14 protein-coding genes are annotated in these 12,726 nt (G+C 38.0%); 12 read left to right on the forward strand and 2 right to left on the reverse strand.

All coding sequences use genetic code 11. The features are described from left to right. Window positions 1-12: 12 nt before the first annotated feature. Window positions 13-234 (reverse strand): sulfurtransferase TusA family protein, encoded by a 222-nt coding sequence (locus AC1M9H_RS00220; protein WP_035265917.1) that lies wholly within the window; start codon window positions 232-234, stop codon window positions 13-15. Window positions 235-621: 387 nt separating this feature from the next. Here AC1M9H_RS00220 and AC1M9H_RS00225 point away from each other — a divergent pair, with 387 nt between their 5' ends. Then, window positions 622-834 carry a cold-shock protein gene (locus tag AC1M9H_RS00225; protein WP_004824348.1) on the forward strand — a complete coding sequence of 71 codons (213 nt, stop codon included), beginning with the start codon at window positions 622-624 and terminating at the stop codon, window positions 832-834. A gap of 106 nt (window positions 835-940) precedes the next feature. Continuing rightward, a complete protein-coding gene (rhlB, locus tag AC1M9H_RS00230; RefSeq protein ID WP_481588419.1) occupies window positions 941-2,092 on the forward strand; it encodes an ATP-dependent RNA helicase RhlB in 1,152 nt (383 codons plus the stop codon). A gap of 50 nt (window positions 2,093-2,142) precedes the next feature. Here rhlB and AC1M9H_RS00235 read toward each other — a convergent pair whose 3' ends face one another. Further along, on the reverse strand, window positions 2,143-2,526 hold the full coding sequence (locus AC1M9H_RS00235; protein WP_481591217.1) for a hypothetical protein: 384 nt from the start codon (window positions 2,524-2,526) through the stop codon (window positions 2,143-2,145). Window positions 2,527-2,756: 230 nt separating this feature from the next. On the opposite strand from AC1M9H_RS00235, the gene AC1M9H_RS00240 reads away from it, so the two are divergent. The 10 genes from AC1M9H_RS00240 to AC1M9H_RS00285 all read left to right on the forward strand — a co-directional run bounded on the left by AC1M9H_RS00240 (window position 2,757) and on the right by AC1M9H_RS00285 (window position 12,705). Continuing rightward, on the forward strand, window positions 2,757-3,332 hold the full coding sequence (locus tag AC1M9H_RS00240) for a nitroreductase family protein (protein WP_481591216.1): 576 nt from the start codon (window positions 2,757-2,759) through the stop codon (window positions 3,330-3,332). A 53-nt stretch (window positions 3,333-3,385) separates the two neighbouring features. After that, a complete protein-coding gene (locus AC1M9H_RS00245; protein WP_092766141.1) occupies window positions 3,386-4,459 on the forward strand; it encodes an NAD(P)H-dependent glycerol-3-phosphate dehydrogenase in 1,074 nt (357 codons plus the stop codon). A gap of 73 nt (window positions 4,460-4,532) precedes the next feature. After that, window positions 4,533-4,988 (forward strand): phosphoglycerate mutase family protein, encoded by a 456-nt coding sequence (locus tag AC1M9H_RS00250; protein WP_035268776.1) that lies wholly within the window; start codon window positions 4,533-4,535, stop codon window positions 4,986-4,988. A gap of 42 nt (window positions 4,989-5,030) precedes the next feature. Further along, entirely contained in the window at window positions 5,031-6,173 is a 1,143-nt protein-coding gene (gene gspL, locus AC1M9H_RS00255) for a type II secretion system protein GspL (RefSeq protein WP_481612483.1), read from the forward strand. Further along, window positions 6,173-6,652, forward strand: coding sequence for a type II secretion system protein GspM (gene gspM / locus AC1M9H_RS00260; RefSeq protein ID WP_481591214.1), 480 nt, complete (start codon window positions 6,173-6,175; stop codon window positions 6,650-6,652). Before gspL ends, gspM begins: the two co-directional genes overlap by 1 nt. Window positions 6,653-6,740: 88 nt before the next feature. After that, window positions 6,741-7,745 carry a quinone-dependent dihydroorotate dehydrogenase gene (locus AC1M9H_RS00265; RefSeq protein ID WP_481612484.1) on the forward strand — a complete coding sequence of 335 codons (1,005 nt, stop codon included), beginning with the start codon at window positions 6,741-6,743 and terminating at the stop codon, window positions 7,743-7,745. Between the two features lie 3 nt (window positions 7,746-7,748). Further along, the gene (locus AC1M9H_RS00270; protein ID WP_481612485.1) at window positions 7,749-8,333 is read left to right on the forward strand and encodes a CvpA family protein; all 585 of its coding nucleotides are present in this window, start codon (window positions 7,749-7,751) and stop codon (window positions 8,331-8,333) included. 24 nt (window positions 8,334-8,357) lie between these two features. After that, complete coding sequence (gene purF / locus AC1M9H_RS00275) at window positions 8,358-9,896, forward strand: amidophosphoribosyltransferase (RefSeq protein WP_035268762.1); 1,539 nt, start codon at window positions 8,358-8,360, stop codon at window positions 9,894-9,896. A gap of 84 nt (window positions 9,897-9,980) precedes the next feature. After that, the gene (locus AC1M9H_RS00280) at window positions 9,981-11,870 is read left to right on the forward strand and encodes a M48 family metalloprotease (RefSeq protein WP_481612486.1); all 1,890 of its coding nucleotides are present in this window, start codon (window positions 9,981-9,983) and stop codon (window positions 11,868-11,870) included. Between the two features lie 106 nt (window positions 11,871-11,976). Further along, the gene (locus tag AC1M9H_RS00285) at window positions 11,977-12,705 is read left to right on the forward strand and encodes a hypothetical protein (RefSeq protein WP_481612487.1); all 729 of its coding nucleotides are present in this window, start codon (window positions 11,977-11,979) and stop codon (window positions 12,703-12,705) included. The last annotated feature ends 21 nt before the right edge of the window (window positions 12,706-12,726 follow it).

Genomic DNA, 12,726 nt, shown 5'->3' on the forward strand with positions numbered 1-12,726 from the left:
AGATGAAAACACCTAAGATTCAATCACGTAATGAAATTCAGAATCCGAAACTTGTTTAAATGCGCATGTCAATTTATGTAGCTGACAATAACGTTGAATATCGATTTGACTGTTCGGATCTGAAGCTTTTAATAAAAATTGCTGAGGTGCACTATTTTGTTTCATCGATTTCTTTAGTAGCAGTAAAGGTAAAGGGCAGGGTTTACCCATCGCATCGATTAATACTTGAGACATAGTAAAACACGAGATTGAATAATGAAATTGGTCATTATTCTAGCAAAAGTGTGACTTAAGAATAAAATTAAATGATTTAGATGAACTGTTCAAATAAAGTGCAATTTTTGCACTAAATTTGTGTGATTAATATACAAGTTTTAGTTAGATAATTAGCTAAAATTTTTCTATTAATTGTGTTGTACCCATGTTAAGCTCAATGCGTACTTAAGGATTGCGTAGAGAAATTTGTTCTCTAAGCCTTATTTATAATGGATATAACCGGGATTTTGTTAATAGTTTTACAGAATGATTACAAGCTTTGAAATAAAAAATGTTTTAAAATTTGTTTGCTCTGCTGTTTGCAACACCGGGTGGTCCCTTTTCTTACCAACTGAGGATTAACTTATGACAGCTCGCGAACAAGGCGTTGTTAAGTGGTTTAACGATACTAAAGGTTTTGGCTTTATTCAACGCGCAGGCGGTGATGACGTATTCGTTCATTTCCGTGCTATTCAAGGTGAAGGCCACCGTTCACTTCGTGACGGTCAACGCGTAGAATTCAGCGTTGTACAAGGTCAAAAAGGTTTTCAAGCTGAAGAAGTTCAGCCTTTAGACTAATCCTACTTTTCACTGAAAATTAGGTTGCGCTCCAATTTTGATAAATTGGGGCGTTTTTTGTTTATACTATAGACCATTATCAAATATTGATTGTAGAGCCCCTTATATGTCATCAGGTTTCGAAACCCTTAATTTACATCCGCAACTTAAGCAAGCGATTGATGCTTTAGGGTTTAATGAAATGACCCCCATTCAACAGAAAGTATTGAAATATACGTTGGCAGGGCATGATGCAATTGGACGTGCACAAACAGGCACAGGAAAAACCGCAGCATTCTTAATTAGTGTTATTAATGATTTACTGAATAATCCGATACAAGCACAGCGTTATCGTGGTGAACCCCGTGCCTTAATTATGGCGCCAACGCGAGAGCTTGCGATTCAAATTGAAAACGATGCACGTGATCTGACTAAATTTACCGACTTAAATGTTGTGACTTTGGTGGGTGGTGTAGATTTTGATAAGCAAAAAAAACAACTGGATGAAAATTTCGTTGATATTCTTGTCGCGACACCAGGTCGTTTGATTGATTTCACTGAACAAAAAGAAATTTGGTTGGATCAAATTGAATTTTTAGTTATTGATGAGGCAGATCGTTTACTGGATATGGGGTTTATTCCTTCTGTAAAACGCATTGTTCGATTCTCTCCACGCAAAGAACAACGTCAAACGTTAATGTTCTCTGCTACGTTTAGTTATGATGTACTCAATCTTGCTCAACAATGGTTATTTGAACCTGTTACTGTCGAAATTGAGCCTGAGAAAAAAACCAATGCTGACGTAGAGCAACGTGTTTATGTGGTTGGGAAATCAGATAAATACAAATTGCTTCAAGAAATATTGCGTGATGAGCCAATTGAAAAAGTCATGATATTTGCAAACCGCCGTGATCAAGTCCGTAAGCTGTATGATCATCTTAAACATGATGGTTATAAGGTAGTAATGTTGTCTGGCGAAATTGCGCAAGATAAACGTTTAAAGATGTTGGATCAATTTAAAAATGGCAAACACAACATTATGATCGCAACTGATGTGGCTGGTCGAGGTATTCATGTGGATGGTGTGTCACACGTGATTAATTTTACTCTGCCTGAGCAGTCTGATGATTATGTACACCGTATAGGTCGTACAGGTCGAGCAGGAACAAGAGGGGTGAGTATCAGTTTCTTGTCAGAAGATGATGCTTTTTATTTACCTGAGATAGAAAAAGCGATTGGTCAAAAGATTCCATTGACACGTTTAGATGGTTATTGCTAATTGCTCAATAAAAAAAAGTCCCATCAAAGGGACTTTTTTTATAGGAAATTTTAGCGGGATGAATTACAGCTGAAGGTGATTGTTGTTTGGTAGTCAGTGTCTTTTTCGATTGTATTTTTAGTGCCGATCACAGAGCCAAGAACTGATGAAGCTGCAGTAATGAGTTTACCAGTCTGTTCATCCACAACACCTTTTAGTGCGCCGTTATATTCAGTTTTTTCGTCAATTAAGACAGGCGCAGAATTCTTACCACAAGTTTTGTTCGCGGCAGAAATTGCATTATTTTTTGCAAGAACTTGGGTTTTGCCTAATCCTGACACTTCATATTGATTGTTTGGTTTTTGAATAGCAAGTGTTTCAGTAGGTGTTGATGCACAAGCACTCAGGAGAATTGTTGCAGTAGCTACAGAAGCCAATGTCATTAATTTTTTCATTTTATTTTTCCTCTAGCGTTGCAATATTAAGTTTGGAGCTCAGTCATGTATGCTAGGGCTTAAATTCCAAAGAATTAAGCATGTTTTGTATCGATTTTGAAGTGAAATACCTGATTTCTGTTTGATTGTAATCATGCTGGATGTCTCGTGTATAAGTATAACTGTAGAGTAGTTTTCAATGTTTATGCTAAGCTTAAGTACATAGTGTTAGTTTAAAGATTAGTCTTCAAATGTCAGATCAATTTTCTCAAGTAGTGCATGACAATATTCATCAGCGTCAATCCGTTGGTCATTTGGTAGAACCTCATCCTAACGCAGAACAATTAGAATTAGCTTTTAAAGCCGCTTTAACCGCGCCTGATCATCATCGTCTGAAACCGACACAATTTATTATTGTGAAAGGAGAGCAACGAGAAGCATTTGGAGTTTTACTCAGTGAAGCAGTAGCAGACCTTGGTGAAACTGATTCAATTCAAATTGAACGCGCACGTCAGCATCCTATGCGTGCACCTATGCTGATTATCGCTGTAACACGATTTCATGATCATGCGAAAGTTCCATATTTTGAACAAACTTTAAGTTCAGGTGCTGCAATACAAAATCTTTTGCTCAGTTTACAAGCTCAGGGTTTCAATACCATGTGGCGCAGTGGTGCTGTTGTGGAGTCGGATCTATTTAAAAGAAAGTTAGGGCTACAAACGCATGATTTAATTTCAGGTATCATTTATGTAGGGACTGCTTTTAAGGCGATTGCACCACGCGCTGAGATTGAAACAGATGCATTCGTCAGTTTTTGGCAGCCGTAATTGCAACATTGCAAATTTAACGATTAGAAAAAGAATGTTTAGGATTTAAAAGAATGTCGGAATTAAAGTTTTCAGATTTGGTCGAGCCAGTTGCAATTGATCATAAAACAGCCTTGCGTGTTACGATTCTTGGTGGTGGTAGTTTTGGTACAGCCATGGCGAATACGGCAGTGCGAAATGGTTGTGACACCATGATTTGGATTCGTGATGAGGAAATTGCGAATGAAATCAATCGAACACATGTTAATTCAAGATATTTGCCGGATTACAACCTTGAGCCAGCATTAAAAGCAGAATCCAATCTTGAAAAGGCTGTTCGAGATCGAGACATTATTTTGGTCGCTATTCCGAGCCATTCATTCCGAGATGTACTCAAACAGATCAAGCCCTTTATCACTGCTCAGGCGGTTGTATCACTCACAAAAGGGATCGAAGCTAAAACCTTTAGTTTCATGAGTGATATTATTCGTGAAGAGCTTCCAGAAGTGCCTTATGGCGTCCTTTCGGGCCCAAATTTAGCGAAAGAAATTATGTCAGGAATGCCTGCTGGAACAGTGATTGCCAGCCATTCTGAATTGGTGAGATATGCAGTGCAGCAAGCATTACACAGTGCACTATTTCGTGTATTTGGAAGCGATGATGTACATGGCGTGGAGCTTGGAGGCGCACTTAAAAATATCTATGCTGTCGCAATGGGGATGGCTGCAGCCTACAACGTTGGCGAAAATACCAAAAGTATGATTTTGACACGTGCGTTGGCGGAAATGAGTCGCTTTGCTGTACAGCTAGGCGCAAATCCACTGACATTCTTAGGTTTGTCTGGTGTTGGCGATTTATTCGCAACGTGTAATAGTCCTTTAAGTCGAAATTATCAAGTTGGATTTGCTTTAGGTTCAGGTAAAACCTTAGAGCAGGCAACGACGGAACTGGGGCAAACGGCTGAAGGGATTAATACCATTGTGCAAGTGAATGCAAGAGCCAAAGAGCTTGATGTCTATATGCCAATCACCACAGCACTTTATGAAGTGATTTATGAAGGTGCACCACCATTACATATTGCATTATCTTTGATGAAGAATGGTCATCGAAGTGATGTTGAATTCGTATTGCCGCATCATAAAGTTTAAGATTAATGAATGGTTTATCATCATTGTCATAATGTTTAGATATGATGGATGACACATGGTTTAGGGAAAACAAATGCAACTCACTTTAGTTCGTCATGGTGAAGCCGCTCCACCAATTAATGGTAATGACTCGAAACGACCACTGACTGAGCGGGGTCATATTCAAGCTGAACAAACTGCGCACTTTTTAAAAGACGTAGTAGCACCTGATATATTTGTAGTGAGTACTTTGCTCAGGGCGCAGGAAACTTTAAAACATATACAGCAACTCTTTCCAAATGTTGAAGTTTTAGTATGTGATAAAATTAAACCTGACGATGATGCTAAAGTTGCAGTTGAGTGGTTATCTCAACTACCTTTTGAGAATATTGTGGTTGTATGTCATATGAATGTTGTGGCATATATTGAAGAAATTATTACGTCTGAATTTTTTAATCCTTTTTCGCTTGCTGAAGCGCGGATTTATGATCAGACAGTCATTGCTGCGGGACTTTCCACAAAATTAAAACATTTTGTACCGTCAGCTTAATAACCATAAGTGTTTAATGAATAAAACGGCAGAATAAAATTAATGTTGTATTTATGGATGCCAGTGTCGAATGGGGTTTGGCTCTGGTCAAATGGTGAAAATTGGAATTCATCAACAACGCTAGAAGACTTGATTCAAGATACTCAACCGTATCATGGACAAGAAGCTGTTGTATTCTTTTCAAGCCATGATGTACAAATTATTCAACAAAATATGCCCAAAGCTCAATTCAAGCAAATTGGAAGCGAAGGCGCTAAATATTTACTTGAAGAATATACCATTCACTCCATTGATCAGATGAAAGTGCTTATTCAATTTGAGGCACCAGACCAATTGTCAGTAATGGGGATCAGTCAATACCAAGTCCAAACAATGCAACATGCTCTGAACTTGATTCCGGTGAAAGTGGTTGCGCTATTACCCGATTTTTTGGTCTTACCAGTGCCAGAACAGGGGCAAACTATTTTAGCTAATATTCATGGGCATTTATTGGCGAGAACAGGATCAAATCAAGGTTTTGCGATTGATGATTTAGCATTGTTTTTGGATCTATTGCCAAAGCCTATACATATTTTGCATGATCGGTTAAATGATGATCAGATGATGAGTTTGATTCATGCAACGGAACAAAATGAGCGGGAAAGCTTTAATTATGTATTTAAAGCTGAAAAAAAATTAAAGAATCATCCATTCAATGTTTTGCCTAAAGCAAAAAACACAGAGGGTGGAATCTCAGGCTATTGGAAAGCATGTGCAGCACTGCTTGTGGGCTTGCTTGTAGTGCAATTCAGTTATGATTTAGTGCGTTGGGTAAAGTTAAAAAAAGTATCTGATCAAACGGCTTTGGTTGCGGTAGAGCAATATCAATCTTGGTTTGGACCCAATAGTCGTCTCAATGAGCAAAATTTGCGAAGCCAATTTGAAAGTAATTTGCGGATGAGTAAACCTGCAAATACTGAGGTCTTACAGTTAATCAGCCGTGTAGGTCCGATTTTAATGCAACATCAAATTATCGCAAATCGTGTTTCTTATGAAGCATCTGGTTTAAGTATGGATTTGGTGGCGGAATCATCCGAAAAATTACAAAATCTAATTCAGCAAATGAATCAGCAAGGCTTCAAAGCTGAACTTGGGAATGTGCAAACTCAGGATAAAATGGTCGTTGGTTTGGTGAAAGTACAATAATGAAAACTTTAGAAAAATTTCAAAATCAATTTGATCAATTATTTGAAAAGATTGATGACTATTTATCGTCATTGAGTGTGCGTGAGCGTGTACTTGTCATCGCTGCAACGATTATCGTTGTCGTCGCATTGATTGGATCTGCTTTGTGGAAAATGCACGAAGCAGCAGATAATCAGCAAAAAAGATTGAATGAACTGAAAGACACATTGGTGTGGATGCAATCCAATGTGATGACAATGAAATCTTCAACAGATTTGAGCCTAACACCTTCGGATAAAATTCAGCGTGTGGCACAACAAGCAGGATTATCTGTGGTCACACAACCAAGCGATAATAAATTAATGATCAGTGCTGAGCATGAAAACTACGCGATCCTCGCAAATTTTCTTACCCAATTGGTTCAAATGGGTTTAAGTGTTGAAAAATTGGAACTTATTAAGTCTGGAGCTGCGATTAAATTAACAGCATCAGTACAGTAAGTGGTGAAAATAAACCTATGACAGGCATAGCGTTTTGGGCATACTCAGCCTATAATGTGGCAACTTAAAAAACCGCAGTTTTTGAGATATGTTATATTCGCTTGCTCGTCCATTTCTATTTTCATTGGCGCCTGAGCGTGCACATGATTTGACATTATCAATGCTTAAATCGACATATAAGTTTGGCATAATGCGTCAAAAAATAGACCCAAAGCCAGTGACTTGTATGGGTATTCAATTTCCAAACCCAGTTGGTTTGGCTGCAGGTTTAGATAAAAATGGTGCATATATTGATGCACTTGCGAGTTTAGGTTTTGGTTTTATCGAAATTGGAACCATTACCCCTCGACCTCAGTCTGGTAATCCTCAACCGCGTTTATTCCGCCTTCCAGAGGCTCAAGCGATTATTAATCGTATGGGTTTTAATAATGATGGTGTAGATCAGCTGATTGAGAATGTTAAAGCAGCAAATTATAAAGGTGTATTAGGCATCAATATCGGTAAGAACGCCGATACAGCAGTTGAAGATGCTGTAAATGATTATCTCATTTGTTTAGAAAAAGTTTATAATTATGCATCTTATATTACTGTTAATATTTCATCTCCGAATACCAAGAACTTACGTAGTTTACAAAGTGGACATGCATTAACAGAACTTCTTGAAACTTTAAAAAATCGTCAACTTGAACTTGCTGAACAATATCAACACTATGTTCCACTGGTATTAAAGGTTGCCCCAGATTTAACTGAGTCAGATATTGAATTTATTGCATCTCAATTAATTCAATTTAAAATTGATGGTCTGATTGTGACCAATACGACTTTGTCACGTGAGGGTGTAGAAAATTTAGCGCATGGTGATGAAGCAGGTGGTTTATCTGGTGCGCCTGTATTTGAAAAAAGTACACAATGTCTATCTGCATTTTCAAAATTACTTCAAGGTCAAATCCCATTGATTGGTGTTGGTGGTATTCTTAGTGGTGATCAAGCCGCGACTAAACAGCAAACGGGTGCGCAATTGGTTCAAATTTACAGTGGTCTAATTTATACAGGGCCAAAACTGATTAAAGCTTGCGTACAAGCTATGACCTAATCTATGAATACCATCGATATCTTTATACTGATTATTCTGCTCATTGGAGGGCTTAACGGTTTGCGTCAAGGATTCGTTAAAGCCTTTGCGAACTTGGTAGGATGGATTTTTGCACTCATTATGGGTGCAAAATTTGCGGGTCAAATTGCGCCTTCAATGTCCGCACTCAGTCAAGATCCTGTGGTTCAAAAAATAGCGGCATTTGCTTTTATTGTTCTGATTATTGTTGTTTTGACTTGGGTCGTCACTGCAATATTAAATCGGTTGCTGAAAAGCTTAAAGCTTGGTCCATTAAATCGATTGGCAGGTGGTGCATTTGGCACCTTGAAAGGTCTCTTAATCGTCCTCATTACTATGCAAGGGATTGGTTCATTTGTAGAGAGCTCTCCACATTGGAAACAATCTAAGTTTATTCAAACTTTATTGCCTTACGCGCCTTTAGCGACTGAGTACACCAAAGAGACAGCGTCAAAAGCTTTAAGTCATATGAAATCAGAAGAGTCGAATCAATCATCAGATTCTTCTCGTCAATCATCTTCTGAACAAGATGATTCGTCATCTCATTCAACGAATAATCCTTTTTATTAATCCTAGCTTGTCTGCGAGGTTGCTATGTGTGGAGTTGTTGGTATAGCTGGTAAATCACCTGTTAACCAAATGTTGTTTGATGCATTAACGATGTTACAACATCGTGGACAAGATGCTGCAGGGATTGTGACATGCCATAATGGTCGTCTCTTTTTGAGAAAAGACAATGGCATGGTGCGTGATGTATTTCATACACGTCATATGCGTGCATTGTTAGGTAATTACGGAATTGGTCATGTCCGATATCCAACAGCTGGCTCATCGAGTAGCGCTGAAGCACAACCATTTTACGTAAACTCTCCTTATGGTATTACTTTAGCGCACAATGGTAATTTAACCAATGCTGACGAGATTCATGATGATCTGTTTAAAACAGATTTACGTCACATGAATACTGATTCAGATTCAGAAGTGTTATTAAACGTTTTTGCACATGAATTACAAAAACGCGGCAAACTTACACCGACTGCGGATGATATTTTCCATGTAGTCACTCGTGTGCATGAGCGTTGTAAAGGTGGTTATGCTGTTGTTGCGATGATCACAGGTCATGGTTTAGTTGGCTTCCGTGATCCAAATGGTATTCGACCTTTAATTTTGGGATCGCGTGATACCGATGATGGTGTTGAATATATTCTTGCTTCCGAATCAGTTGCTTTAACAGCGCTTGGTTTTAAAGTTGAACGTGATGTGATGCCAGGTGAAGCAATTTTTATTGATGATGCGGGTAATCTATTCACGAAGCAATGTGCGGCTAACCCACACCATAGCCCATGTATTTTTGAGTATGTTTATTTTGCTCGTCCAGATGCCATCATTGATGGAATTTCGGTATACAAAGCACGTTTGAAAATGGGTGAGAAGTTGGCGCAGAAAATCCTGCGTGAATGGAGTGAGGACCATGACATTGATGTTGTCATTCCTATTCCAGATACTTCGCGTACATCCGCGTTAGAACTTGCCAATACACTCGGTGTGAAATTCCGTGAAGGTTTCATGAAAAACCGTTATATCGGTCGTACCTTCATTATGCCGGGTCAGCAGTTGCGTAAAAAGTCTGTACGTCAAAAGCTCAATCCAGTTGAATTAGAGTTTAAAGATAAGAACGTATTGCTTGTAGATGACTCAATTGTGCGTGGCACAACGTGTAATGAGATTATTCAAATGGCGCGTGACGCCGGTGCTAAAAAAGTTTTCTTTGCATCTGCTGCACCAATGGTGAAATACCCGAATGTCTACGGTATTGATATGCCAGTTAAAAACGAATTAATTGCTTCAAATCGTGATGTTGAAGAAATTCGTGAAATGATTGGTGCTGATCGTTTGATTTTCCAAGATTTGGAAGATTTAAAGCAAGCTGTTCGTACGAAAAAAGTACCTGAGTTAACTGACTTTGACTGCTCAGTATTTGACGGTATTTACGTTGCGGGTAACATTGATGAGTCATATCTCGATGGTTTAGAGCGCAAGCGTAATGACTCTGCCAAGAAAACCAAAGATGGTTATATCGATCTAAATATTGATGCAGCCTCAGTTGATCTGAGTGGTATTAAAGAAAATTAATTTATAGTTTTCTATTTGAAAAAGCGGGTATTTCCCGCTTTTTTAATTTATGATCACAACACAATGTAATGAGGAAATTTTACATTGAAAGATGTGAGTGGTTACTTAATTAAAAACAAAAATATGCTGTGGTCATTAAGCGTATGTTTAATTGTTATTGTGCTCGCAATTATCATTTTAAACACGACGCTCGGATTGTTGGTTCACTATATTGATCCTTCTGAGTCCATTTGGTGGCATTTTCTCAGTCCATATATGATGCTGCTATTGATTAGCATTATTGGTGGTTCTGTCGTTTATGAGTTTTATGTCTTCCGCTCTGGTGGTCATACGCTCGCAAAACAATTGAAAGCACGACAACTCACTTTTATTGAAAGTACTCCAGAAGAAAGTACAGCGCTTAGGCTTGCTGAAAAATTAGCACATCGTTTCTCAATTGATACACCTACACTCTATGTCTTACCCGATGAAATAGGGGTTAATGCACTGACTGCAGGTTTTCATCCCAAAGATACTGTGATTATTCTGACTTGGGGGGCGCTACAAAATCTTGATGAGTTAGAGCTTTATGGATTGTTGGGTCATGAATTCCATAAAATTTTATCGGGTGAAACTCGAGAAAATACTCGTCTTAAAATTTTATACAGTGGATTAATTACCTTTAGCCAATGGGGCAGTAAAATCGCGAAGCAGGGATTTCGACGTAATCGGGATCAATTGAGAGATAGTTTGGAAACAACTTTTGTGGCGATCGGTGGAGTCATATGGTTAATTGGTAGTTTAGGCGTCTTTATTACGCGTCTGATGAAATATATTACTTTGGGTAGTCGAACATTGTATAACGATGCAATGACAAGACGATTATTGAGTAGTAATGCAAATATTCAAACCTTATTAAGAATCTATGTTCATCACGCAGGATCACAGATTCATAGTGAATATTCTGAAGCTATTTCTCATATGTGCTTTGCTAACTCACTTAGTCCTCAAAGTTGGTTGAATATCCAACCTTGTATTCAAGATCGTATATATGAATTAAATCCGAATTTACTTGAAGATATTCAATTAGAAAATTTACAAAAATTACGAAATCAACCACTATTTAGTTTAATGCGTTCTTTAGAGGAGTCTATTGCTGAAGAATATAATCCATGGATGTCACCACAGCCACTTCCATTATTAAGATTATCACCGATCAGCTTTGCAATTAAGGATGCCATCAAACCCTTAAATAGTGAAGTTAGACAGCAGATGAAACGTCCAGAACTCATTCAAAGGGCTTTGCAAACTTCGACTGGTGCGCGTGAAGTGATGGTTGCGATTTTAATGATTCGGCAATACCGTGAATTTATTCCTTCTGATGCGCCTGTGAGTCGTGCAATTGTCGACTCACTGTTAAATATAGATGGTCGAGTGCATATTCAAATTTTTCATGAGGCATGTAAGCAGTTGGGAAATATGCCTGCTACAAGTGCGCGTCAGTTTATTACTAAATTGGCTAAAATTATTCAAGAAGATGGTGAAATTGGACTTTTGGATGCTTTGCTGATTGAAAAGGTGAAGTCTCAACTGGATTTATTGCCAATACATCGTCCAACATCAATCGAGGATGCTAAGCCGCAAATTGTTAGGCTAATAGATGCGTTATTACATGTTCAGCAGTTAAATACTGCTAATCAGCTTGAAGTTAGAACCCAAATCTTAGAACGAATTTTAACTCGTGATGAAATTGAGATTTATGAAGAAATTTCAGATGAACCTATCGACTTAGGTGAAATTCTTAATGATATTGCTGGATTGTTGCTGAGAGATCGGTTGAGTATTTTGGGTGTTGCTGAATTATGTTTATGGAATGATCGAATCATTACACAAGATGAGTTAGATGTACTTGAATTATTATATTGGCGACTTGGATTTGAAAGTGATGAAATTGTGGATCAAATGCATAAGAAAAATAGCGTCATTATTGTTTAGCTATCAATGCATTCTGAATTTAAAAGGTGCAAGGATATTAATGCGTCAGAAATGAAATTAAGTTATGATTGTTTGCGGATTAAAAGTTCAGTAAAAGATTAAAAAAGTGGGTAGAATACCCAGCCCTCATGCCAGTCCATCTGTAATGAATGTGAATATGTTAGAGCATCAAAGAAGCCTCTTAGCTGTGATGGGAATCGATATATGGATTCCACAAAATACGGCACAAACACGTCATTACAAACCTTCCTTATATCGCGATCAAGTTGAAGAAAATCATCCAACAGATGTATCTTTTCCTGAATTTTCGCAAGCTCAATTAGAACAGTTCATCACAAAACCAGCTTCACAAGCTGAACAGCTAAATAAAGATGATTCTTCGCTTCAGTTAAAAAGTAATCCAGACGGTGTGCAGCTTCCTCGAGAGTTTGTGGAAAATGACAAACAGTCTCAAGATGAAGTTGTTGAGCGTCAACCGCTTGTAATCGATGCTTTTGAAATTCAAGCGATGATCACTAAAACACATACTATTCTGCTAGATGCTACAGCGCTCACCACAGAACAAGAAAACTTATGGGTGAATATCCAGCGTAGTGTGAGTTCACAGTTTTACGATTTAAAATGGCCATTTAATTTCGCACAATTCCAAGATGGAAGAGGTGCTGAAGTATTTATACAGGGTTTTATCGATGCATTATCTGTTGATAAAAAAATATTGAGCTTAGGGTATTTGCCGCATATATCGACGACGCAGCATATGCAGATTGCAAGTTTACAAGACATGATTGAGCAGCCATTGTTAAAACGTCGCTTGTGGAACTTAATTAAAAATTAAATCGATACTGGATCTAAAGAG

Source organism: Acinetobacter sp. ANC_7512, assembly GCF_056779935.1.